Origin of the sequence: Empedobacter sp. GD03797 (assembly GCF_029842105.1) — a bacterium.
In the GTDB taxonomy this organism is placed as follows: Bacteria; Bacteroidota; Bacteroidia; order Flavobacteriales; family Weeksellaceae; genus Empedobacter; species Empedobacter falsenii_C.
In genome coordinates this window covers 1-24344 of the sequence record NZ_JAOCFS010000002.1, presented here as the reverse complement: position 1 = coordinate 24344, position 24344 = coordinate 1, and the positions used below count along the sequence as shown (strand labels likewise).

Sequence of the window (24344 nt, the reverse complement as noted above, 5' to 3'; positions counted from 1 at the left end):
CATCTACTTCAACAGCACATTATCTTCTAATTCTTGCTTCGAAATTTGAAAATGCTTATCAAATTCTTGTTCAAAAGATTCTAAATCCATTGTAATTTCCCAATCACCAAATTCATTTTCGAACAAATCTGTTAGATATTCTTTTAAATCATCTAATTTTTGTTGAATAAATTCATTTTGCTGAATTTCTTTCTCTTCTTTTTTATCTAATACAACTTGTTGATTGATTTTTTTCAGAATCAAAGCATTAATAAATTCTTCATGCGTATTCATAAAATCCTCAATCGTACCTGTAAATTGTGTCATTTTTTTATATTTTTTCCATTCACATTTCGAGAATAAATATAGAACTATTTTATTAACAAACAATTAAATTTAAGATTTCTATAAATGAGTTTTAACATAAGAATTAACGTCTACTAATTATTGAAATTGGTTGTTTTAAGATAAATTTGAATACATAAATATTGAAAAAATGGAAAACTTTAAACTATCAAATGGAATCGAAATTCCTGCAATCGGATTTGGAACATGGTTATTAGAAGGTGAAAAAGTTACAGTACCTCTAAAAATAGCGCTAGAAAAAGGATATACTCATATTGACACAGCAGCAATCTACAAAAATGAAAAAGAAATTGGCGCTGTTCTCAAAGCTGAAAATGTAGATCGTAGCAAATTATTTATAACGTCTAAATGTTGGAATACTGAGCGTGGTTACGAAAAAGCAATGGCTGCATTTAAGCAAACTTTAATAGATTTACAAACTGATTATTTGGATTTATATTTGATTCATTGGCCTGCAAATGAAACGCAATTTCCTGATACTTGGGCAGAATTGAATGCTGGAACTTGGCGAGCTTTCGAGGAAATTTACAAATCTGGAAAAGCAAAAGCGATTGGTGTGAGTAATTTTAATATCAATCATTTGGAAGCTTTATTTGAGACGGCTGAAATCAAACCAATGGTTAATCAAATTGAGATTCATCCAGGACATTCGCAACCAGAATTAGTCGATTTTTGTAAGCAACACAATTTATTGGTTGAAGCATGGAGTCCACTTGGTTCAGGAAGAATTTTGGAGAACGAATTAATTGTTTCTTTGGCGGATAAATACAATGTTTCAGTTGGTCAAATTTGTATAAATTATTGTTTGGCAAAAGAAATTTTACCACTTCCTCGCTCCTCTTCTGAAAAAAATATTGAAGCGAATTTAACTTCAAATAATTTTAAATTGAGTGCTGAAGATGTAAAAGCGATTGATGAAATGCCTGCAGATGGTTTTTCTGGATTGAATCCTTCAATGGTTGAATTTTAACAAGTTAAACGAATTCATTAAAATAAATTTAAAAAACCTCTGTTTTGCAGAGGTTTTTTCGTTTTAAATCTTCAAAAAATCAATACTTTTACTTTTTTAAATGATAAAATAAAATTATTAGATATGAGCCAAAATCCTGAAAATCCATTCAAAACTTATTTTGATCAAACCCTTGAAAGATGTGGTTTTGATGAAGATTTGAAAGCTGGTATTTTATTTTTTTTAGGTGAAAGTATTATTGCTGCGAACACCAATCAGTTGATGAATATGTTTGCGGAAGAAGAAAAGATTCAGCAAGAATTTCGTCGTTTGTTTACGTTGTATGCTACACCAAATGATGACATCAATCCTTTTGAAGCTTTAGACACAGCACCAATCAAGCAAATTATTTATACATACAACGAAATTTACGTTAATGTAATTAGAAAGAAATCATTTGATTTTGATAAAGTTATCAATGAAAATTTAAAGTCTGAGTTTAAGTTAGATTTTATTGAAGAATTTGAAAATAAACAATATAAATTAGTTACAAATCATAATTTAAATACTTCTTTTTTCAAACAGATTGGAACGTATCTTAATCAGTTTGAATTGAGTTATGAGGATATTTATTTGGCTGGAATTAATTATTATCAAACGAATCAGAAAGTAGATTTTGAAGGAATAAATGTATTGAATTTAAATATTATTGATAGTTTTTCACCGTTGTACACAACATTGTTTCATTATCCATTATTGTACACATATTATCCAACAAATCTGAACGCAAACCATTTGTTTAGTTCGATTTTGCAGTTCCTTTATTTACATACCAACACGGATATTGCTAAACATATTCACGCTTTTCACAACCATATTTTTTATGAAAATAACCCGAGAAGAGTTCGTAAAGGTTGGGAATTTGAAGAATTGGAACGTGGCGTTTTGATTTCGCAAACTTTTCATAATGCATTAAATATTCGTAAATCTCCAATTTTCGGGACACGTGCAGACTTTTTAGCTTCGGATAATTATTTATTAAATGAATTGAAAGATCAAAATATTCCGTTAGAGAATTTTAAAGCCTTGATGACTAAAACAATTGAAGAATATTACGAGGCAGATATTGATGAAGTGGTTGCTGGAAAGCTAAATCATGCTGAATTTTTACAATTATTAGCGATTATTTTCTACGAAACTTCTGCTAATGCAATGATTATTAAATCATGGAAAAACTAACAATTAATCAAGAAAATAGAATCAATTTAGAAGAACATTTTGGTGAACTTTTGCCAAGATTACCTTTTGAAATAGTTTCATTTTACGAATCGAGTAATTCTTGGGAAGGACAAATTGAATATAATTTGAATTTGAAAACGGGAGAATTGACGTACAATACCATCGAAAATGTAAAACATCAAATCGAAATTTCGCCTGAAATGATAAAACGCATCGAAAGTGAAATTATCTTGATGTTGGAAAATTTATAAACTAAAAAATCTCACAAATGTGAGATTTTTTTTATCTATTCATCCAATCCATCCAACTATTAATCTGCGTTTTGCTGATAAAAATAGCTTGCTCAGCTTCTGATTTTGGTTGAAGATGAATTTCAATTTTACTTAAATGAATATAAAATAAAAACAGTAGCAACTTGTTAGCTACTACTGTTTAATTTATGTATTTAATCTCTGAAAAATTGTATATATTTTTCAGGACGGGACAAAATAATTATTTCGCTTTATACTTCGCGATTCCATCTCGTAACCATTTTAAGTAAACTTCTACATCAAGTTCAGCTTCTAAAGGTTTTGAGAAACGATTCAAATCTTTATCAACCAAAATATAATAAGGTTGCGCATTTGCATTAAAATGTTCAATCTCGAAAGAAGTCCATTTATTACCTACTGTTTTCAAATTACGACCTAACGCTTTCGAAAATACTTTTTGATCTTCTGGTAATTCTTTTGCTTCATCAACATATAACGAAACTAAAACAACATCTTCAGCCAGAATCTTTTTCACACGCTCATCGCTCCAAACACGTTCTTCAACTTTACGACAGTTTGCACACGCATGCCCAGTGAAATCTAACAACATTGGTTTTCCAACTTTCGTTGCATAAGCCGCAGCCTGATCGAAATCTTTGAATGCAGGAATTCCATGAGGTCCAGCAACCATATTAGGATCATCAAATTTAGCTGTCGCTTGTCCACCGCCTACACCTTCGTGAAAACCTCGAGGCGCTTCAGAATAAGTCATTGGAGGTGTTAAACCACTTAATAATTTTAATGGTCCACCCCATAAACCAGGAATCATGTAAATCGCAAATGATACTGAAACCAATGCAAATAACATTCTCGGAACACCTATAGTTTGTACTGGTGAATCTAATTCTAATCTAAATTTTCCTAAAAGATATAATCCTAAGAAGATAAAAATTGCAATCCAAAATGCTAAGAAAATTTCTCTTGGTAACCAGTTCATTTGCCAAACTAAATCAGCATTTGATAAGAATTTTAAGGCAAAAGCTAATTCAATAAATCCTAAAGAAACTTTGATTGTATTTAACCATCCTCCTGATTTTGGCATTGAATTTAACCATCCTGGGAACATCGCAAATAATGTAAATGGAATAGCTAATGCTAAAGAGAATCCGAACATTCCTACGATTAACGAATAATAGTTTCCTCCTTGCGTCGCTTGAACTAATAACGAACCGATAATTGGTCCTGTACAAGAAAATGAAACTAATGCTAATGTGAATGCCATAAAGAAGATACCAATTAATCCACCTTTATCAGCACCTTTATCAGCTGCATTTACCCATTTACTTGGTAATGTCAATTCGAAAGCTCCGAAGAATGAAATTGCAAATACAATAAAAATTGCAAAGAAAGCTAAATTTACCCACGGATTTGTTGACATTTCATTTAGGACAGATGGTCCAAAAATAACTGTCGCCAATAAACCTAATGCAACATAAATAACAATAATTGATAATCCATAAATAAAAGCCTTTCCAACTCCTTCTCCTTTCGATTTACTTTGTTTTGTAAACATACTTACTGTCAAAGGAATCATTGGGAAAATACAAGGCATTAATAACGCCGCTAATCCTCCTAAAAATCCTAAAGAAAAGATTTTCAATAAACCATTATCTTTCTTTTCGTTATCTGCTAATAAAGAATCATCAACTTTTTTGATCGTATCTTGTGTTGCAGCAACAACTGCTGTAGAATCATCTTGAACAGAATCTTGCGTAATTTCAGTTACGGCAACTGTATCTTTTGCTTCTGTAGCATCTACTGGCTTTGCCTCTTCTTTCGTCTCTTCAACTTTTGCAGAAGGCGTTAATTTTATCGTTCCGCTTGTTTCATCTGGTGGCAAACAACGTTCGGCATCACACATCTGAAATTCGATTGTGTACGATACATTTACAGGTTTATCACCCGAAACTTTCACTTTTTGAACAAATTTTACTTGATTTTCGTAATATTTTTCATCTTGTTCAAAAATTTGGCTGTATTTATCTATACGTTTTCCAATTTCTCGCGCACCTCCAACCAATTTTGCATTTGCAGCTGGTTTAAATGATGCACTTGCTGGAATTCCAATTCCTCCATCAGGATGTTTCATTGAATAAAGGTGCCAACCTTTATCAATTTTTCCTGTTACCTCGATTTCAAACTCATTTTGTCCAACCTCCTTCACCGAACTCGACCATTTTGCAGGACTAAATAATTGTGCGTTGACTAAAATTGGAAACAAAAAAAGTATCCAAAGTTTCTTTAACATACTGTAATGTTTAAAAAGTTTTTACTTGTTTCTGTCGTTTTGAAACGTTCATCCAAACGATGATTTACTACCCAAATAATCTGATCTTTTTGGTCACAAAGCAACCAAACCTTCTCTTTTTCTAACTTAGAAAGTTTCAAATCTTTCATAAACTTACTCAACAATTTTTTTTGACCTTTCATTCCAATTGGATAAAAGAAATCTCCCTCTTTCACTTTTCTAAGTTTAAGCGGAAACAAAATTGATGTAAAGTCTACTATTTCAGTAGCGTTTTCGTGTGGATTTATCGATTTCACGAACTTCAAATTTAACGAATTGATTTCAATTAACTCATCAAAAATCGTTAATTCATCTTCATTTTCTTTTTCTATTTTTTGCAACAATAAATTTTCTCGATTTTTAATTAATCGATAAGTTGCTGATTTTATTTCACTTCCCGTTTCTGCATCCAAAAATTTCAAAATTTCTTTGCTTGACGAAAATCCATATTTTTCGAACAAATAATGCAAAAAAGTTTCTAATGGTTGAAGTTTTTTTAATGCTGAAATTTCAATTTCAATCGGATTATCTCCTGAAAATAAATTACTTCTAATTTCTTCAACTTTATTTTGTACAATTTGATAATTATCGTTGATATGATTTAAACTTGACAAAAAATTCTCATCAAATTGCGGATGAAGCTCTTTTAGGATTGGTGTAATGTAATGACGAATCTTATTTCTGGTATAATCATCCGTCGCATTCGTATAATCTTCTCGCCAATTGATTTCATTTGATTTTGCATATTCCAACAAATCATTTTTCGTGAAACTCAAAAGTGGACGAAAGATTTTACCATTATCAATTTGCATTCCGACCAAACCTTTCAAACCTGTTCCACGAGAAAGATTAATCAAAAATGTTTCGATATTATCATCCAAATGATGTGCTGTCACCAAAACATCCAAACGATTTTGTTGTTGAACTTGCTCAAACCACTCATAACGCAAATTTCGACAAGCCATTTCGACCGAATAATTTCCTGTTTTCTGATAAGCCGCAACATCAAAACGAACTGAATGAAATGGAATATTATATTTTCCGCAATATTCTCTCACAAACATTTCATCACCATTTGCGTCTTCTTCACGCAACTGAAAATTACAATGTGCAACCTGAAAATTTGCAGCAGTTTGACGAAATAAATCTAACAAAACCATGCTATCAATTCCGCCACTAATCGCCAATAAATAGCGATGCGTAGAAAAAAAATGTTGATCTAAAAGTTCTTTAAACTCTTGTTGTATAGATTTATTTTTCATGAAATATAAATGTTCGAAATTAGGAAGAATTCTCGAAAAAGAGTTATACTTTTTTTCTTCGTTCTTATAAAATTTTCCAATAAAAAAGCCTGAAAAACTCAGGCTAAAGATTTATTTTAAACTTTCTAAAGATTTATTTTCAAGAATTTCTAAAGTCGAATCTCTCAATTCAACCATCACTTTATTCAATGTACAAACGCCTTCGTTAGGGCAATCATCACATTTTTCATAGTAATTTTTACTTACACAAGGCAAAAGCGCGATTGGTCCTTCTAAAACACGAATCAAAGAAGCTAAACTGATATCTTTCGCATCGCGCGCCAAATAATATCCGCCTCCTTTTCCTTGTTTCGAATTAACGAAACCTAACTTTTTTAAATCCAATAAAATAGCCTCCAAGAATTTTTTTGGAATAACTTCTGTTTCAGAAATTTGTCCGATTAAAACTGGTTTGTTACTTTCTTGTCTGGCCAAATGAGCCATCGCTTTTAGTCCGTATTTTGTCTTTTTTGATAACAATTCTATAAGATTTAACTACAAAAATAACGTTGATTGTTGTATAAAACAAATATAAAATTAAATCGTTGAACCGAGATTTAAAAATATTTCATCAAAAAATCAATTACCTTTTGAGTTGTAGAATTATAGGGATAATTGAGAAATTTTGATGGTGACAAAAACCGATTGACTTTTAAGATCGGTTTCATATGCGAAAAATCTTTGAAACCTGCATAACCTGTTGAAGCTCCAATTCCAGAATTATTAACTCCGCCAAAAGGCAAATTTGAATGTAAAACCTGCACCAATGTTTCGTTAATTACCACAGAACCAGATGAAGTTTCATTCTTAATTTTATCAATAAAAATAGAATCTTTCGAAAAAATATATAACGCTAAAGGCTTTTCTTTCTGATTAATAGATTCAATTACTTCATTTATTTCTTTAAATGTATAAATCGGAAAAATTGGTCCAAATATTTCTTCTTCATTTATTTTTGCATTTATTGGAACATCTGTCAAAAAAGTTGGTTTAATGTACAATTCAGCTTCAATGTATTCATTTCCAAAAGGACAATTTGCACCATTTTCTATTGCATTTTCAATCAAGTTTTTTAATCGATTATAATTTTGAAGATTTACAATTCTCGCTAAATCTTTCGATTGAGCAGGATTTTTTCCAAAAACTTTTTCAATATGTTCAATAAACATATTTATAAATTGCTCTTGAAATTCTTCTTTAATCAAAATATAATCTGGCGCAATACATGTTTGACCAAAATTTATCAATTTTCCCCAAACTGCTTTTTCAACCACTTCTTGCATCGGAATTGTTCCATCAATAATCAAAGGCGACTTTCCCCCTAACTCCAACGTCACCGAAGAAAGATGTTTTGCACCTGCTTGCATCACAATTTTACCCACTTTTGGCGAACCTGTAAAATGAATATGATTAAATTTTTTGGTTAACAAATAAGTTGTTTCCTCAATTTCTCCTTCAACTAGAGCGACATGATTTTCTTCAAAAACTTCAGAAATAATTTTATTAAGAACTTTTGAAACATTTGGACAAAACTCCGAAGGTTTAAGAATTGCTGTATTTCCAGCCGAAATACAAGCAACCAAATGCACTGAACACAATTGAAAAGGATAATTCCAAGGCGAAATAATCAAACAATTTCCCAAAGCTTCCGGTTGAATTTGCGCTTTTGAACCGAAAAAAAGTAGATTATTTGAAACTGATTTCGTTTTTGTCCAACAATTCAAATTCTTTCGAAATAATCGAATTTCAGCTAAAACTGGAAATATTTCGGTAGAATCAGCTTCAATTTTAGATTTTCTTAAATCCAAAAACAATGCTTTTTCTATTTCAGCACGATGATTTAGAATTGAATTTTCTAAGTTTTTCAAACTTTCTTTCCGCTGATAAACAGTAAGATGACGAATATTTGCTTTATTCTCACATTGCTTATCATAAATCTCATCTATTTTCGTTTTAAAATCTGACACATGAAAAAATTTGAACGTTAATTTACTACTATTTTGAGTATTTTTAATCCCAAAAAGCGACAAATGAAAAATAATCTTACTTTGGTTGATAAATTAAATCACATCAAAAATTTATTTATTATTGGTAAAAGTGATGGAAATTTGAATGAAAAAGAGATTCAAATTATCTCTGATATTGCCAAATACCATGAACTTTCTGCTAAAGATGTAAGTTATATTCTGAACGAAAACACGAAGTTTGATTTTACGTTGCCTAAAACATTTACAGATCGACTTTCTTTGTTGTACGACGCTGTTTTGTTAATGGTTGTGGATTTGAATATTCATCAAAATGAAAAGGCAATTTGCATTGATTTGGCTAAAAAATTTGAGTTTAATCCTCAAATTATTGATGAATTAATTGAGGATATTTTGAGTTATATTTTAGAAGGAAAAGAATGCGATGAAGTGATGGAATATTTGGTTAAATACTCCCATCCAAAGCAAAATTTGAATTAAATTTTTATTGAAAAAGCTGATAAATCGTTAACAAAGAAATCACACTCGTCACTCCTCCAATTACATAGTTGATATTCTTCAAAATAAATGAATCTTCTTCCGATTTTGAGTTAAAAAATTTCAGATACAGACCAAAAATAATCATCGAACCAACTACAACTCCTAAAGCAAAAACTGAGCTATTTGGTTGTCCAAAAACATTAACATTATACGAAACCAACGTTGCGCTTAAAAACACATAAAAAGGTATAGGAAAAACATTTACAGCGGATAACAATAATCCGTAAATGAATTTATTTTTTTGTTTTACATCACCTTGTTGTTTTAGCTTTTTATTCTTCTTTTTTTGATCTTGTTTCTTCGCAAAAAAGAGAAAATAAATCGTAATAATTACAAAAACAGCTAATCCAACTTCCCTAAAAATTTTGGTAACTTCTTCATTAAAATCAATAAATTTTGCTAGAAAAATTGCTAAATAAACCTGAATTGCAATCGTAACCGCAGTTCCAGACATAAAAGTATATGCACTTTTTACTCCTTCTTGTTTCCCAATTTTTACCACCGTCATATTCAACAATCCAGGAATGGACGATCCAATAAAAGCTGTGAAAATTCCGATTAAAAGTAGTTCTAAATACTGCATTAATTCTTTTTAAAAAGGTTTGCAAATTTAGACAAACTTGTTGGAGAAACCTATTGAAGTCATATGAATCATTCAAAAAAATATTACTTAAACGTCCATATTAACGCTGATTCTATTGATGAATTGAAAATTGTGAAATGATTTTGAGAAGGATCATGTAAATAATTCCAATTTGATTTCAAGTTATCTTTTTCTTGCAATTTTTCTACAAATTGATCAGTAAACTTTGAAATTGAAACTGTTTTAGAACTTGAAATCCAAATCTTTTTATTTACTAACAGATTAAAATCAAATTTTTCAAAATAAGAATCAAACAATTCGTGATTATTCCACCAAAGCGAAGGATCAATTGCAATAAAAGAATCAAAATAATGTGGAAAATAAAACAATATATCCATTACCAACAATCCGCCTAAAGACTCACCTACAATGATTTTCGAGTTATTTGTCTTGTAATTTTTCGAAATATGAGGAAGCAATTCTAACACAATAAATTTTTCAAAATTCTCTGCATTTCCATATTCTGGAACCCATTTTTTGTCTTTTACAACATTTGTATTTCTTGTAAAATCAAAATTTCGATTGATATTTTCGATTCCCACAATCATCAATGGTTGAATACGATTTGATTTAATTAACTCATCAATAAGCTTTGTTATTTGTTTAAATTTCTCATTAATGCCGCCATCCAATAAATACAAAACAGGCAAACTTTCATTTTTAAAACGTTCTGGAATCCAAACAAAAATATTTCTTTCTTGATTTAAAAATTCAGAATATAACTTTTCCTTTTTGTAATTTAATTCGCTTGACATATCTACTTTTTTGAGACTTTATTAAAGTTAATTGAAAAAAATCAATAAAAAAACCACTTCAAATGAAGTGGTTTTTAAATTTTATTTTGATAAAAATTACAATGAAGCTAATTGTTCTTCAATTTGTGCAATTTTTTCTAAAGCATCTGCCTCTTTTTTGCGTTCTGCATTAATTACTTGTTCTGGCGCACCAGCAACAAATTTTTCGTTTGATAATTTTTTACGAACAGAATTTAAGAAACCTTTGTTGTAATCCAACTCTTTTTGTAATTTCTCGCGTTCAGCTTCAATATCGATATTATCAGACATCGGAACCATAAATTCTAATGTCCCAACGCGGAAAGCAAAACCTTTTTCTGGTTTATCTCCTGTATTGAAATTAGAAACATTTCCTAATTTAGAGAAAACATCTACATATATTTCGTTCGCAGCTTGAGCATCAGCAAAAACTTCTAAAGCTTCTTTTGGTGACATTCCTTTTTCTGAACGTAATCCACGAATTGCTGTAGTTGCTTCTTTTGTATTCTCGAAATTCTTGATAATTTCTTCGTTGAAAGATGTTACTTCTGGATATTTAGAAACAATCAGTGCTTCATCATCCGTTCTTTCAGCAATTAAATGCCAAATTTCTTCTGTTAAGAAAGGCATAAATGGATGTAAAACTTTCAATACATTTTCTAAATAAGAAATTGTTGCTACATAAGTTTTTGCATCAATTGGCTCACCAAAAGTAGGTTTAATCGCTTCTAAATACCAAGAACAGAAATCATCCCAAATCAATTTATAAATCGCCATCAATGAATCAGATAAACGATATTGATCGTAATTATGTTCGATATCTGCTAACGCTTGTTGGAATTTATTTTCGAACCAGTCAACCGCTTTTGCTTGAGCAGAAGTTTGTTCTAAATCTTCTTTCACTTCCCAACCTTTGATCAATCGGAAAGCATTCCAAATTTTATTAGCAAAATTACGTCCTTGTAAACATAAATCAACATCGAAAGGTAAATCGTTTCCAGCAGGCGCCGTTAACAACATTCCCATACGTGTTGCATCTGCACCATATTCATTCATCAATTCGATTGGATCTGGTGAATTTCCTAACGATTTTGACATTTTACGTCCTTGTTTATCACGAACAATTCCTGTAAAGTATACATTTTCGAAAGGTAATTCGTTGCGATACTCATATCCAGCCACAATCATACGCGCTACCCAGAAGAAAATAATATCCGGACCAGTTACTAAATCTTGTGTTGGATAATAATAATTGATTTCTTCATTTTCTGGCTCATTAATTCCGTTGAAAACAGAAATTGGCCATAACCAAGAAGAAAACCAAGTATCTAACGCATCTTCGTCTTGACGTAAATCTTCGATTGTTAATGCTACATTTCCTGTTTTTTCTTGTGCTAATGGTAAAGCTTCTTCTTTTGTTATAGCCACAACGAAATCTTCGTTTCCATCACCATAGAAAAATGCAGGAATTTGGTGTCCCCACCATAATTGACGAGAAATGTTCCAATCTGTTACATTTTCCATCCAATTACGATACGTATTTTTAAATTTCGCAGGATGAAATTTAATCGTATCATTCATTACATTATCTAAAGCTGGTTTAGCTAAATCTGTCATTTTCAAGAACCATTGATTAGAGATTTTAGGCTCAATCACCGCTCCTGTTCTTTCAGATGTACCAACTTTATTATTATAATTTTCTACTTTTTCAAGTAAACCTTTTTCTTCTAATTCTTTCTCGATTTCTTTACGCGCTTTGAAACGATCTAATCCAGCATAACTTAATCCTAAATCATTCAATTTCGCATCATCTGTAAAAATATCAATGAAATCTAAGTTATGTTTTTTACCTAATTCGTAATCGTTTACATCGTGCGCAGGCGTAACTTTAAGACATCCTGTACCAAATTCGATATCAACATACTCGTCTTCGATAATATTTACTTTACGACCAACGATTGGAACAATAACTTGTTTTCCTTTCAACCATTCGTAGCGCTCGTCATTTGGATTAATACAAACTGCAGAGTCACCAAAAATTGTTTCAGGACGAGTTGTCGCCACAACAATATATTGATCAGTTCCGTCAACTTGATATTTTAAATGATATAATTTTCCATTTTTATCAACATGGATAACTTCTTCGTCAGAAATATTTGTCTTCGCTTCCGGGTCCCAGTTTACCATACGGTATCCACGGTAAATTAATCCTTTGTTATATAAATCAACAAAAACACGTTGAACAGATTCAGATAAATCTGGATCCATCGTAAATTTTGTACGATCCCAATCGCAAGAAGCTCCTAACTTTTTCAATTGATCTAAAATAATTCCACCATGCTTATGCGTCCAATCCCAAGCATGATTAAGAAATTCTTCACGACCAATATCAAATTTAGAAACACCTTCCTCTTTTAATTTCGCAACAACTTTCGCTTCAGTAGCAATCGAAGCATGGTCTGTCCCTGGTACCCAACAAGCATTGAATCCACGCATACGCGCACGACGAATTAAAACGTCCTGAATCGTATTATTTAACATATGTCCCATGTGTAAGACTCCTGTTACATTTGGTGGTGGAATGACGATTGTGTAAGCTTTTCTTTCATCTGGAGTAGATTTAAAATACTTCTTCTCCATCCAGTATTCATACCATTTTCCTTCAACTTCCGTTGGCGTATATTTAGATGCGATTTCCATTATTTATATATGACTTAAAATAAATTTGGGCAAATTTACACAATCTGCCTTAAACTGCCTAGTATATTAAATATATATTATAAAATTGGAATGTTATTTGTAATAAATTCGAAAGTAATTTTATTTAAAGTAAAATTCTTTTGTACATTTGATTATAAATTAATTATCGTCATGAAAAAATTAATGTTTTTAGGTGCTTTTGCTTTAGGCGTTACAAGTTTATTTGCTCAAACACTTAGTTTAGAAAAAGAAGAAATTCAATTTGGAAATATAAAGTTGAATACTGAAGTAACAGCTAAGATGAAAGTAACCAATTCTGGTGATAAACCTTTAATTCTTAAAAGCGTTGTTGGATCTTGTGGATGTACAGTTCCTGAATATCCTACAACACCTATCGAACCAGGAAAATCTGCGGATATTACTGTTAAATATTCAAGTGGTTCTGTGACTGGAGATTTTAATAAATCTGTAACAATTACATCTAACGATCCAGTTTCTTCTCGAAAAATTTTCAGAATAAAAGGAAAAGCAGAATAATAGTAAAGCAAGTTATTTAACTTGCTTTTTTTGTTCTTCTTTCAAAATGTTTAAAATCTTCTCTCTTTTTTTTCTGTCCATTTTTTCAAAATAAAAGCCTTTTTTTACATCAGTAGAATCAATTTGTTGTAGATAAATTTGATATTGTAGAAATTTTTCTAATTTGGTTTTACTTATATTTAAATTATTAATGTTCAATTCATTTTCTTTATAATTTCCTGGAATTAAAATTTGATCAAAATTTATACTTCTTATATAAGAAAATGATTTAATATTTTTGAAATAATCACCTTTAAAAATAGAAAATATTAAAATAAATGAAGTAATATATACAAATATTAAACTTAATAATTCTGAATATTTATTAAATATTTTTAAGTTAACTAATTTAAAAATAATTAATAAATCAATAATTAATACATCTAATAAAAATCTAAATTGATTAGAAAAAATTAATATTATTAATAATTTCACTATACAACAGAATATTAACGATTTTATAAAATAATTCTTTTTATAGAAGCCTATTAACAAATTGAAAATTGTTAAACAAATAATTAAAAGAAAAATTATTGTTCGAGAAGATGATTGAAAAAAAATAGCTTGAAAATATTCAGTTGTATTCATTCTAGCTACTTCTTCAAACGTAAACGAATCTTTAAGTGGAATAAATTTACCGTTCTGTGCAGATAATTCATATAAATGCTGTGGTGAAGCCCATTCCAAACCTTTTATTGAAGAAAATTCTAAAGGAAATAAAGGATTTGCTGAAACAATAATTCCTTTACAACAAAACAATAAAGCAATAAAAATAAGTAAAAATAAATTCTTGTCTTTTAAATTTTTGTATTCTTTATTTCTTAAATATTCAATTCCAAAAAATAAAATTAATACAATACTTATTGGTTTAATTACAAATAAAATAGCAGCGTAAAAAAGGTAATCAGACGCTTTATTTTTATAACGTAAATATTCATTGATTAATAGAATCGTAAGAACAAAAACAGGAAGATCTGGTGAAGGAGTATTTAAAAAAAATATAAAAAGGAGATTAAAAATGAGAAGTTTTTTCTGCTTCAATTCGAAAACATAGAGATTGAAGATTAAAAATAAACAAAAATTTAATCGATAATAAATATCCAATGTTTCGTTAATAGAAGCTTGCAAAATATGCCAAAAACTATTTTGCGCCAAAACCCATTCAAAATTAGAAAGCCCTTTTACAAAACCAGCAAAATCTAACCATTTTATTGTCGGAATATAATAACCAAAATGATCTAAAATAAAAGGATACGTAACGGCGACCAACAATCCAACAAAAGTAAAAGCATAAAAATATCGTGATATATTTTTAAGTTTCAACAAACTTCGCTTCACTTCGTTTCTATGATAAATTAATGATAGAATCGCAATTAAAATTAATACTACTTCGTATGTAAAATTTAATGGAAGAAAAAATGCGACGAAAAAACTTATCAGTCCAACTCCTATCATTCCATTTATGACTGTAAACGAAATAGTTGAATTAATTCGAGAAAAAATTTTCTGAAATAAAAATCCAAACCCTAAAAAATAGAAAAATAAGGCGATTGATAAAAAAAACTGAAAAACCATTATTTACCTAACAATCTTGAAGTTACATGACTACTAAATGATTCAATTTCATTTGATTTTAGAAATTTAACTTTCATTGTTCCATCAAAATCTTCGACTGAAATGATTTCAATTTCATCATTCAAATGAATATTTTTTGAATTCAAATATTTCAAAAATTCATCTGAAGAACCAATGACAGCACAAATTTCCACTTTCTCACCTTCTTTAAATTCTGCCAACTTTTTGTAATTGATAATTTCTATTTTTCCGTTTTTATCTGGAATTGGAGAACCATGCGGATCTACTTTAGGAAAATTTAATAATTCGTCCATTTTATCGAAAAAAATTGAACTTTGAATATGTTCTATTTGCTCAGCAATTTCATGCACTTGCTCCCAGCCAAATCCCATTTTATCTACCAAAAACATCTCTGTCAATCGGTGTTTTCTTACAATCAAAGAAGCTTTTAAAATTCCTTTATCAGATAACCGAAGTGGTTTATACGATTCATAAATCACCAATTCTTTTTCAGCTAATTTTTTCATCATACTATTTACAGTAGGCATTTTTATTTCCAAATGCTTACTCAAATCCTTCACATTCACTTCTCCTTTTCCATTTTCAGAAAGATGAAATAATGCTTTTAGGTAATTTTCTTCGACCAATGAATTCATAGAAACAAATATAGTTGAAAATTAAGTAAAATTTAGTAATTCATTTTTAATAATATTTTTGTTAGATTTGTCTAACTTTTTAATTTGATTATAAATTTTACTTGATATGAAAACAACATTTTATTTATTCATTGCTTTAACCTCCATTCTATCAAATGCTCAAGAACAAAAAGATTCTATTTATGTGAAAGATACTTCAGAAAATTTAGATGAGATTGTAGTTACAGGAACAATGAAAGCTGTGAGAAAGTCTGATAGTCCAGTTCCAATTGAAATCTATACACCGAAGTTTTTTCAAAAAAATCCAACACCTTCATTATTTGACGCTGTACAATTAATAAATGGTGTTCAACCGCAATTAAATTGTAACGTTTGCAACACAGGTGATATTCATATTAACGGAATGGAAGGTTCATATACCATGATTTTAATTGATGGAATGCCAATTGTTTCTTCTCTATCTACAGTTTATGGTTTGAGCGGAATTCCGAATTCTTTGGTTGAACGAATAGAAGTCGTAAAAGGGCCAGCATCTTCCCTTTATGGAACAGAAGCTATGGGAGGTATAATTAATGTAATTACCAAATCTCCTAAATCTGCTCCAAAATTATCTTTGGATGCTTTTACAACTTCTTGGTTGGAAACCAATCTTGATGGTGGATACAAATATAATTTAGGAGAAAAGGTAAATGGTTTATTTGGCTTTAATTACTTTAAATATGGAAATAAGAAAGATAAAAATAACGACGGTTTTACAGATGTAACATTACAAGATCGCATCACATTATTCAATAAATTTGATTTTGAACGTCAAGAAAATAGAACAGCATCGGTTGCTTTACGTTATTTATATGAAGATAGATGGGGAGGTCAAATGAATTGGAAAAGAAAACTTCACAGAGGAAGCGACGAAGTTTATGCTGAAAGCATTATGACAAATCGTTTTGAAGCGATAGGAATGTATCAATTACCTCTAAAAGAGAAAATAATGACTCAATTTTCTTATAATTTTCATCAACAGAATTCATTTTATGGTCCAGAATCGTATCAAGGAAAACAACAAGTTGTTTTTGCTCAAGCTTATTGGGATAAAATAATTGGACAACATAGTTTACTTTTAGGAACTTCATTCAAGTATACTTATTACGATGATAACACAAGAGGGACTGGAGAATATGATGAAGATAATAATCTAATTAAGAATAACCCTATGAATACACCAATTCCTGGTATTTTTGTACAAGACGAATGGACATTAAACTCTGAAAATAAATTATTACTTGGTTATCGATTTGATTATGATAAAACACATAAAGGAATACATTCTCCAAGAGTAGCTTATAAATTTTCACCTTCATCTCATCATACTTTAAGAGCAAGTTTTGGTACAGGATTTCGTGTTGTAAATGTTTTCACAGAAGATCATCGTGCATTAACTGGAGCTAGACAAGTAGTTTTTGAAAATGAATTAAAACCTGAAAAATCATATAATGGAAATATTAATTATGTGTTCAAACTACCAACTTCTTTTGCAGCTCTAAATTTTGATTTCACAACATTCTATTCTTATTTCACAAACAAAATTATTGCTGATACAGATACTGACGAAACAAAGATTATCTATGACAATTTAGATGGACACGCAATATCTCAAGGAGTTTCTTTAAATATAGATGCAACATTTGACTTTCCTCTAAAAATAATGCTTGGCGCAACCTATATGGATGTTTACAAAAAAGAAAATGGCGAAAAAGAAGTTCAATATCACGCACCGAAATGGTCTGGAAATTTCTTAGCAAGTTATGCATTCAAAAAAGGTTTTACTATTGATTTAACCGCCAATTATAATGACAAAATGAAATTACCTCGCGTAGAAAATGATTATCGACCTGAATATTCAAAGCCAACTTTTATTGCCAATATTCAATTGAGTAAATCATTCAAAAATAATATTGAAATCTATGGTGGAGTAAAAAATATTTTTAATGTTTTACCAAAAGGCGATGTTATTGCTCGTTGGTGGGATCCATTCGGAGAACCAGGAAATGGCATTACTCCTCCTAAAGGAAGAAACGATGTTATTTTTGAGCCAAATGATTACAGCTATACACCTATGCAGGGAACAAGAGGTTTTATAGGTGTCCGATACAATTTACGTTAATGAAAATCTGGTACTTCATATTCATTTTATCATCATTGAATCTCCAAGCACAGATTTCATTAGAAAAATTTAATTCAATTTTTAATGAAAATCCTAAACCAATTCTGCTTTATTTTTCAACCAATTGGTGTAGTTACTGTATGATTCAAAAGAAACAATTAGAAAAAGATGATGAATTACTTCAAATTCTAAATAATGACATTTATTTTATTGAATTTGATGCAGAAACAAATGAATCTATTATTTTTTTAAACAAAAAATATGAACCTAAATCGAATAAAAAAACTCATCCATTTTTGGAAGAATTTATTGATAAAAACGAACAAATTAGTTATCCATATTGGGTTTTAATCTCAAAAGATTTTAAAATTGAAATGACTTATGCTGGATTAATTAAAAATAAACCACTAAAACTTTTATTGAAAAAGTATTTACAAAAACCTTAATTTTTAGATTTACAAAAAAAAGCCTCAATGTTAATTGAGGCTTTTTAATCACAAAAATTTACTCAAACGCAATTATCGAAAGTTTTGGATTTTCAATAATCTCTTTTTGTTTGAGCTTTTCTATATCAATCACACCAACAATGTGATTGTAATTTTTACTTTGATAACGCTCTTCTATTTCATCAAAAATGTTTGAAACATCATCTGCTTGATTCTCAAAACCGATATAAATTCTCTTTTTTCCTGTTTGATTAAAAACTCCTTCTTCTTTGTTTTCATATTTTCGAATCGAATATTGATAATCATATTTTAACGCAGAAATATCACTCAAAACAGCCGAAGAAGTTGGGAAACGTCCTGCTCCTTTTCCGTATAAAAATTGTTCATCCGAAAGCGAACTTCCAATCAAAACACCATTATATTCGTTGTTTACAAGCGCAATTGTTTTATTTAATTCAACAAAAGTTGGTAAAACTGTTGATGTAATTTCACCTGTTTGATGATTAATTTTAGAATTCGCAATCAACTTTATTGTATAATTTTTTTCTTTCGCGTATTTAAAATCTTCCACTTTCAATGAGGTAATTCCTTTTCGAATAACTTGCTCAACATCAATCTTTTTACCAAAAGCATGCAAGGTAATAATTGCTAATTTACTCGACGCATCAAAACCCTCCACATCAGCCGTTGGATCAGCTTCTGCAAAACCACTTTCTTGCGCTGCTTTTAAGGCATCTTGATACGACTCATTTTCATTTGCCATTTTCGTCAAAATGTAATTTGTTGTGCCATTTACAATTCCTGAAACATAATTCAATAAATCGTTATCAAAATATTCTTCTAAATTTCTAATAATCGGAACTGATCCACAAACAGATGCTTCATAAAGAAAAGAAACATTATTTTTTGCTTGCAAATCCAATAATTCTTTGTGATGATCGGCAATCAATTTTTTATTTGCACTTACCACATGTTTTCCTTTATTGAACGCTTTTATAATGATATCATGCGCCGCATCAGCATCCGAAATTAACTCAACAACAACATTTATTTCATCATCATTTAAAATATCATCCGCATTAGTCGAAAATAATTCAGACGGAGCATTTCTAGGTTTAGAATTATCTTTAATCACAATTTTTTTAATTGCAGCATTCAACTGTGGTTTTTCTTCCAATACCTTGTAAATTCCTTCTCCTACAACTCCAAATCCGAACAATCCGATATTTATTTTTTTCATGTATTCTTTTGTTTTAATAATTTTTTATCAGAGAAGAGTGAAGAAAAAAATGGTTCAATCGCATAAAAACAATTGAACCATTTTGAATAAAGAATATTATTGAATGATTGGTTTACAGTAGTTTTTATTCATCTTTCCTATAAGGATGGATTTAGCACCTTGATTTGTTAATCAGGTTGCTAAAGTTTCTTTGGGCCATTTCCCTCCACTTTTCTTGATAAAATGTAAATTTTAATGAACTATTTCTGAGGACAAATTTAGGCGAAAGAATTCTATATTTCCAAATTTATTTTGCTTCTATAATTTAATATTTTCTGTAATTAGTAATGAAAACACACAAATTATGAATTTTATTCTACAAATATTTATATATAAAAATAATTTTCTAAAAAATACAATTAAAAGAAAAAACAAATCTTAATATTTTTTAATAAAAACCTATTTATATTAAAAATATTCTAAAAACAATTCGTTTCAATAAGTGATTAAAATATTATTTCTGTAAAAACATTGTTATAAAGAATTATTTTCTAAAATAAATTTAAAAATTGACCTATTAGAGATTTTGAACTATTCCAAACAAAAATTATTTCTATGAACCAAATTCTAAACTCGTTTTTTTTATTCTTGATTTTTTTATTCTCAATACTTTAAATAATTTTGCACATAGCTTTATAAAGAAAGATGGAGGGAATAGGCCCGTTGAAATCTTAGCAACCCAAAGTATAGTTGGGTGCTAAATCCTACTCAAATAGAGAAAGATAAGGACACTCACCTCACACTTCTTCCCATAAGGCTTTTAAAATATTTAGAATGAAATTAGTTGATATACTAAAAGAGCGTATTGTTATTTTAGATGGTGCGATGGGAACAATGATCCAAAAGCATAATTTACAAGAAGAAGATTATCGTGGAGAACGATTCAAGGATTTTCATACTTCTTTAAAAGGAAATAACGATTTATTGGTTTTAACGCAACCGCAAATTATCAAAAATATTCACCGAGAATATTTGGCTGCTGGCGCGGATTTGATCGAAACAAATACGTTCAATGCCAATATTATTTCTATGGTTGATTATGATATGGTTGATTTGGTTGATGAATTAAACTACGAAGCCGTTCGTTTAGCGAAAGAAGCTTGTGAAGAGTTTTCTACGCCAGATAAGCCTCGTTTTGTTGTTGGTTCTTTAGGCCCTACAAACAAGACAGCCTCTATTTCACCACAAGTAAATGATCCGAGTTATCGCGATGTGGATTTTGATTTATTGGCAAATGTTTATTATCGTCAAGCAAAAACAATGTTAGAAGCTGGTGCCGATATTTTACTTGTCGAAACTATTTTTGATACGTTGAATGCAAAAGCAGCATTTTATGGAATTCAAGATGCAATAGAAAAAACAGGAATTAATGTTCCATTAATGGCTTCTGGTACAATTACAGATAAATCTGGACGCACCCTTTCTGGGCAAACAACCGAAGCTTTCTTGATTTCATTAGAACATATTGATTTAATTTCAGTTGGATTAAATTGTGCTTTAGGTGCAACAGATTTGATTCCATATTTGGAAGTTTTAGCCGAAAAAGCGCCATTTTATGTGAGCGCATATCCAAATGCCGGTTTACCAAATGCTTTCGGAGGATATGATGAAACTCCTGAAATGATGCGAGATTTTATCAAACCCTTCTTGGATAAAAAATTGGTAAATATTTTAGGCGGATGTTGTGGAACTACACCTGACCATATCAAATTGATGGCAGATTTAGCAAAAGAATACGAACCTCGAAAAATTAATGTAGAATGTCAAGCGTAAAAATTCAACTTTCTGGATTAGAACCTTTAATTGTACGTGAAAATTCAAACTTTGTAAATGTTGGTGAACGTACAAATGTAACTGGTTCTAAAAAATTCTTGCGATTAATCAAAGAAGAAAAATTTGAAGAAGCACTTCAAGTTGCACGTGATCAAGTAGATGGCGGCGCGCAAATTATCGACATCAATATGGATGAAGGTATGCTTGATGGTGTGGCTTCTATGGTAAAATATTTACGTTTGATTGCTTCTGAACCTGATATTTCGAAAGTGCCAATTATGATTGATTCTTCGAAATGGGAAATTATCGAAGCTGGTCTGAAAAATGTGCAAGGTAAAGCAATTGTGAACTCAATTTCTTTGAAAGAAGGAGAAGAATTATTTATTGAACATGCCAAAAAAATTAAACGTTATGGCGCTGCAACAGTGGTTATGGCGTTTGATGAAAAAGGTCAAGCAGATAATTATGAACGTCGAATCGAAATTGTAAAACGTTCGTATGATATTTTGGTGAATGAAGTAAATTTCAATCCAAGAGATATCATTTTTGATGTGAATATTTTCCCAGTTGCAACAGGAATGGACGAGCATCGACGAAATGCAATCGATTTTTTTGATGCAACAAAATGGATCAAAGAAAATCTTCCGCATGCATTAGTTTCTGGTGGAGTTTCGAATGTTTCGTTTTCGTTCCGTGGAAATAATGCAGTTCGTGAAGCGATGCACACAGCGTTTTTATATCACGCCATCAAACACGGAATGGATATGGGAATCGTCAATCCAGAAATGATTGAGATTTATGATGATATTCCAAAAGATTTATTAGAACACGTTGAAGATGTTTTATTGGATCGACGTGATGATGCGACAGAGCGTTTGATTGATTTTGCCGAACATCTAAAAGGTGTTACAAAAGAGAAAAAGAAAGATGATGCTTGGCGCGAATTACCTTTGGAAAAACGAATTGAAATTTCTTTAGTAAAAGGAATTACAGAATTTATTGATGAAGATACTGCCGAAGCTTTAGAAAAAATCGGTTCTCCTTTACGCGTTATTGAAGGTCCTTTGATGGATGGAATGAATGTCGTTGGAGATCTTTTTGGAAGCGGAAAAATGTTCTTACCTCAGGTTGTGAAATCAGCGCGTGTAATGAAAAAGTCGGTTGCTTATCTAACCCCTTTTTTAGAGGAAGAAAAACTTAGAAATAAAACAGATAAAGAGCCTTCAAAAATCTTAATGGCCACTGTAAAAGGAGATGTTCACGATATTGGAAAAAATATTGTTTCTGTCGTTTTAAGCTGTAATGGTTTCGAAATTATAGATTTAGGTGTAATGGTTTCTTCTGAAACAATTTTAGACGAAGCGCAAAAAAATAATGTTGATGTAATTGGTCTTTCTGGCTTGATTACCCCTTCGTTGGATGAAATGGTGCATGTTGCCAAAGAAATGAAACGTCTTAATCTTGATATTCCATTAATGATTGGTGGTGCAACGACTTCTAAAGCGCATACAGCTGTTAAAATTGCACCAGAATATGATAAAGCGATTCATGTTTTAGATGCTTCGCGTTCGGTTACGATTTGTCAAAAGTTAATTGGAAATCAACAGGCAGAATTACTTACAGAAACAACTACTGATTACACAAAAATTAGAGAAGGTTTCTTGAATCGTGCTGTATCAAAGGAATATCTATCAATTGAAGATGCTCGAAAAAATAAATTAAAAGTTGATTTTGAAGAAAATAAACCTTTTAAACCAAATAAATTAGGTGTTTTCACGCATCGAACAACAGTTTCTGAATTAAGAGATTTTATAGATTGGACTCCATTTTTCAAAACGTGGGATTTACACGGAAAGTTTCCAGCGATTTTAGATGATGAAATTGTCGGAACAAATGCGAAAGAATTATATGTTGATGCATTGTCGATGTTAAATAAAATCGAAACTGAAAATTTAGCAAAACCAAAAGCTGTTTTTGGGCTTTTCAAAGCGAATACGGTAAACGATGACACGATTGAATTGTTTGATGAAAATGATAACAAAATCGAAGAATTCTACACACTTCGTCAACAAGCAAAAAAATCGAAAGAGCAACCAAATATTTCGATTGCTGATTTTATTGCGCCAAAAGATTCAGAAATTCAAGATTATATAGGTGCATTTGCGGTGACTGCAGGACAAGAAATTGAAGAGGTTGCCAAAGCTTACGAAACGAATTTAGATGATTACAATTCGATTATGGTAAAAGCAATTGCTGATCGTTTGGCAGAAGCTTATGCAGAATGTTTGCACAAATATGTTCGTACAGAAATTTGGGGTTATGGAAAAGATGAAACTTTATCAAATGACGAATTAATTTCAGAAAAATATAAAGGCATTCGTCCTGCTCCAGGTTATCCTGCTTGTCCTGACCATTTAGAAAAAGAAACGATTTTCAAAATTTTGGATGTGGAGAAAAATGCAGGAATTGAGTTAACAAGTTCGTTGGCGATGTATCCCGTTTCGTCTGTTTCAGGTTATTATTTTGGAAATCCAGAAGCAAAATATTTTGGAGTTGGAAAAATAAAAATGGATCAGGTTGAAGATTTTGCTAAACGTAAAAATATAGAACTTGATAAAGCTGAGCGTTGGTTGAGTCCTAATTTGGCGTAAAAGCGTTAAGCAAAAATAAATTTTATCTTTCTGAATACAGCATTTCGAAATAAAGAATCTCAGATTCCTCGACAAGCTCGGAATGACAAGAAACGCAAAGTCATTCTGAACTCGTTTCAGAATCACACAAGTTTGGGTGAGTTGCTGAAATAAG

General features: G+C 30.4%; 20 protein-coding genes and 2 riboswitches. Of the genes, 9 read left to right on the top strand and 11 right to left on the bottom strand.

All coding sequences use genetic code 11. The features are described 5' to 3' along the window. Positions 1 to 3 precede the first annotated feature (3 nt). Positions 4 to 306 carry a hypothetical protein gene (locus N5D90_RS01995; RefSeq protein WP_038334436.1) on the bottom strand — a complete coding sequence of 101 codons (303 nt, stop codon included), beginning with the start codon at positions 304 to 306 and terminating at the stop codon, positions 4 to 6. A gap of 169 nt (positions 307 to 475) precedes the next feature. On the opposite strand from N5D90_RS01995, the gene N5D90_RS01990 reads away from it, so the two are divergent. The 3 genes from N5D90_RS01990 (at position 476) to N5D90_RS01980 (ending at position 2784) form a co-directional block, all read left to right on the top strand. Then, positions 476 to 1315, top strand: coding sequence for an aldo/keto reductase (locus tag N5D90_RS01990; RefSeq protein WP_280061402.1), 840 nt, complete (start codon positions 476 to 478; stop codon positions 1313 to 1315). A gap of 123 nt (positions 1316 to 1438) precedes the next feature. After that, positions 1439 to 2533, top strand: coding sequence for a hypothetical protein (locus N5D90_RS01985; protein ID WP_280061401.1), 1095 nt, complete (start codon positions 1439 to 1441; stop codon positions 2531 to 2533). Next, a complete protein-coding gene (locus N5D90_RS01980) occupies positions 2521 to 2784 on the top strand; it encodes a hypothetical protein (protein WP_280061400.1) in 264 nt (87 codons plus the stop codon). Before N5D90_RS01985 ends, N5D90_RS01980 begins: the two co-directional genes overlap by 13 nt. Positions 2785 to 3025: 241 nt before the next feature. Here N5D90_RS01980 and N5D90_RS01975 read toward each other — a convergent pair whose 3' ends face one another. The 4 genes from N5D90_RS01975 to N5D90_RS01960 form a co-directional block, all read right to left on the bottom strand. Further along, a complete protein-coding gene (locus N5D90_RS01975; protein WP_115000628.1) occupies positions 3026 to 5092 on the bottom strand; it encodes a cytochrome c biogenesis protein CcdA in 2067 nt (688 codons plus the stop codon). Continuing rightward, positions 5086 to 6393 carry a tRNA lysidine(34) synthetase TilS gene (tilS, locus tag N5D90_RS01970; RefSeq protein WP_115000629.1) on the bottom strand — a complete coding sequence of 436 codons (1308 nt, stop codon included), beginning with the start codon at positions 6391 to 6393 and terminating at the stop codon, positions 5086 to 5088. The genes N5D90_RS01975 and tilS overlap by 7 nt, the downstream gene beginning before the upstream one ends. A 111-nt stretch (positions 6394 to 6504) precedes the next feature. Beyond that, complete coding sequence (locus N5D90_RS01965) at positions 6505 to 6912, bottom strand: Rrf2 family transcriptional regulator (RefSeq protein ID WP_038334449.1); 408 nt, start codon at positions 6910 to 6912, stop codon at positions 6505 to 6507. Between the two features lie 77 nt (positions 6913 to 6989). After that, complete coding sequence (locus tag N5D90_RS01960) at positions 6990 to 8399, bottom strand: aldehyde dehydrogenase family protein (RefSeq protein ID WP_038334472.1); 1410 nt, start codon at positions 8397 to 8399, stop codon at positions 6990 to 6992. Positions 8400 to 8462: 63 nt separating this feature from the next. Here N5D90_RS01960 and N5D90_RS01955 point away from each other — a divergent pair, with 63 nt between their 5' ends. Then, positions 8463 to 8897: a hypothetical protein gene (locus N5D90_RS01955; RefSeq protein ID WP_038334450.1), complete on the top strand. Its 435-nt coding sequence runs from the start codon at positions 8463 to 8465 to the stop codon at positions 8895 to 8897. Between the two features lie 4 nt (positions 8898 to 8901). Here the strand turns inward: N5D90_RS01955 and N5D90_RS01950 are convergent, their stop codons facing one another. From N5D90_RS01950 to N5D90_RS01940, 3 genes are all read right to left on the bottom strand, one after another. Continuing rightward, on the bottom strand, positions 8902 to 9540 hold the full coding sequence (locus tag N5D90_RS01950; protein WP_038334451.1) for a LysE family transporter: 639 nt from the start codon (positions 9538 to 9540) through the stop codon (positions 8902 to 8904). Positions 9541 to 9623: 83 nt separating this feature from the next. After that, positions 9624 to 10355, bottom strand: coding sequence for an alpha/beta hydrolase (locus tag N5D90_RS01945; protein ID WP_115000630.1), 732 nt, complete (start codon positions 10353 to 10355; stop codon positions 9624 to 9626). Between the two features lie 96 nt (positions 10356 to 10451). After that, on the bottom strand, positions 10452 to 13073 hold the full coding sequence (locus tag N5D90_RS01940) for a valine--tRNA ligase (protein ID WP_115000631.1): 2622 nt from the start codon (positions 13071 to 13073) through the stop codon (positions 10452 to 10454). Between the two features lie 171 nt (positions 13074 to 13244). Between N5D90_RS01940 and N5D90_RS01935 the strand changes: the two genes are divergently transcribed. Continuing rightward, on the top strand, positions 13245 to 13610 hold the full coding sequence (locus tag N5D90_RS01935) for a DUF1573 domain-containing protein (protein ID WP_038334454.1): 366 nt from the start codon (positions 13245 to 13247) through the stop codon (positions 13608 to 13610). A 12-nt stretch (positions 13611 to 13622) separates the two neighbouring features. On the opposite strand, the gene N5D90_RS01930 is transcribed toward N5D90_RS01935, so the two are convergent. Both N5D90_RS01930 and N5D90_RS01925 read right to left on the bottom strand, forming a co-directional pair. Next, the gene (locus N5D90_RS01930) at positions 13623 to 15224 is read right to left on the bottom strand and encodes an LIC_10190 family membrane protein (protein ID WP_407932332.1); all 1602 of its coding nucleotides are present in this window, start codon (positions 15222 to 15224) and stop codon (positions 13623 to 13625) included. Next, positions 15224 to 15880, bottom strand: a complete 657-nt coding sequence (locus N5D90_RS01925) for a metal-dependent transcriptional regulator (RefSeq protein ID WP_280045643.1) — start codon at positions 15878 to 15880, stop codon at positions 15224 to 15226. The genes N5D90_RS01930 and N5D90_RS01925 overlap by 1 nt, the downstream gene beginning before the upstream one ends. Positions 15881 to 15986: 106 nt before the next feature. Between N5D90_RS01925 and N5D90_RS01920 the strand changes: the two genes are divergently transcribed. Together N5D90_RS01920 and N5D90_RS01915 are read left to right on the top strand one after the other, a co-directional pair. Then, complete coding sequence (locus N5D90_RS01920) at positions 15987 to 18041, top strand: TonB-dependent siderophore receptor (protein ID WP_280045646.1); 2055 nt, start codon at positions 15987 to 15989, stop codon at positions 18039 to 18041. Then, positions 18041 to 18487, top strand: a complete 447-nt coding sequence (locus N5D90_RS01915; protein WP_084106839.1) for a thioredoxin fold domain-containing protein — start codon at positions 18041 to 18043, stop codon at positions 18485 to 18487. Before N5D90_RS01920 ends, N5D90_RS01915 begins: the two co-directional genes overlap by 1 nt. A gap of 58 nt (positions 18488 to 18545) precedes the next feature. Here N5D90_RS01915 and N5D90_RS01910 read toward each other — a convergent pair whose 3' ends face one another. Next, positions 18546 to 19727: a homoserine dehydrogenase gene (locus N5D90_RS01910; RefSeq protein ID WP_038331702.1), complete on the bottom strand. Its 1182-nt coding sequence runs from the start codon at positions 19725 to 19727 to the stop codon at positions 18546 to 18548. 125 nt (positions 19728 to 19852) lie between these two features. Next, positions 19853 to 19951, bottom strand: a riboswitch (SAM riboswitch). Between the two features lie 445 nt (positions 19952 to 20396). Continuing rightward, positions 20397 to 20495: riboswitch (SAM riboswitch) on the top strand. A 45-nt stretch (positions 20496 to 20540) separates the two neighbouring features. On the opposite strand from N5D90_RS01910, the gene N5D90_RS01905 reads away from it, so the two are divergent. Together N5D90_RS01905 and metH are read left to right on the top strand one after the other, a co-directional pair. Then, positions 20541 to 21539, top strand: a complete 999-nt coding sequence (locus tag N5D90_RS01905) for a homocysteine S-methyltransferase family protein (protein ID WP_280061398.1) — start codon at positions 20541 to 20543, stop codon at positions 21537 to 21539. Next, positions 21527 to 24190 (top strand): methionine synthase, encoded by a 2664-nt coding sequence (metH, locus tag N5D90_RS01900; protein WP_280061397.1) that lies wholly within the window; start codon positions 21527 to 21529, stop codon positions 24188 to 24190. Before N5D90_RS01905 ends, metH begins: the two co-directional genes overlap by 13 nt. Positions 24191 to 24344 lie beyond the last annotated feature (154 nt).

Coding starts and splice junctions, on each gene's coding strand:
- N5D90_RS01935 (WP_038334454.1), top strand. CDS start 13,245: ATGAAAAAATTAATGTTTTTAGGTGCTTTTGCTTTAGGCGTTACAAGT.
- N5D90_RS01985 (WP_280061401.1), top strand. CDS start 1,439: ATGAGCCAAAATCCTGAAAATCCATTCAAAACTTATTTTGATCAAACC.
- metH (WP_280061397.1), top strand. CDS start 21,527: ATGTCAAGCGTAAAAATTCAACTTTCTGGATTAGAACCTTTAATTGTA.
- N5D90_RS01950 (WP_038334451.1), bottom strand. CDS start 9,540: ATGCAGTATTTAGAACTACTTTTAATCGGAATTTTCACAGCTTTTATT.
- N5D90_RS01990 (WP_280061402.1), top strand. CDS start 476: ATGGAAAACTTTAAACTATCAAATGGAATCGAAATTCCTGCAATCGGA.
- N5D90_RS01955 (WP_038334450.1), top strand. CDS start 8,463: ATGAAAAATAATCTTACTTTGGTTGATAAATTAAATCACATCAAAAAT.
- N5D90_RS01975 (WP_115000628.1), bottom strand. CDS start 5,092: ATGTTAAAGAAACTTTGGATACTTTTTTTGTTTCCAATTTTAGTCAAC.
- N5D90_RS01905 (WP_280061398.1), top strand. CDS start 20,541: ATGAAATTAGTTGATATACTAAAAGAGCGTATTGTTATTTTAGATGGT.
- N5D90_RS01920 (WP_280045646.1), top strand. CDS start 15,987: ATGAAAACAACATTTTATTTATTCATTGCTTTAACCTCCATTCTATCA.
- N5D90_RS01995 (WP_038334436.1), bottom strand. CDS start 306: ATGACACAATTTACAGGTACGATTGAGGATTTTATGAATACGCATGAA.
- N5D90_RS01940 (WP_115000631.1), bottom strand. CDS start 13,073: ATGGAAATCGCATCTAAATATACGCCAACGGAAGTTGAAGGAAAATGG.
- tilS (WP_115000629.1), bottom strand. CDS start 6,393: ATGAAAAATAAATCTATACAACAAGAGTTTAAAGAACTTTTAGATCAA.
- N5D90_RS01910 (WP_038331702.1), bottom strand. CDS start 19,727: ATGAAAAAAATAAATATCGGATTGTTCGGATTTGGAGTTGTAGGAGAA.
- N5D90_RS01925 (WP_280045643.1), bottom strand. CDS start 15,880: ATGAATTCATTGGTCGAAGAAAATTACCTAAAAGCATTATTTCATCTT.
- N5D90_RS01930 (WP_407932332.1), bottom strand. CDS start 15,224: ATGGTTTTTCAGTTTTTTTTATCAATCGCCTTATTTTTCTATTTTTTA.
- N5D90_RS01945 (WP_115000630.1), bottom strand. CDS start 10,355: ATGTCAAGCGAATTAAATTACAAAAAGGAAAAGTTATATTCTGAATTT.
- N5D90_RS01915 (WP_084106839.1), top strand. CDS start 18,041: ATGAAAATCTGGTACTTCATATTCATTTTATCATCATTGAATCTCCAA.
- N5D90_RS01980 (WP_280061400.1), top strand. CDS start 2,521: ATGGAAAAACTAACAATTAATCAAGAAAATAGAATCAATTTAGAAGAA.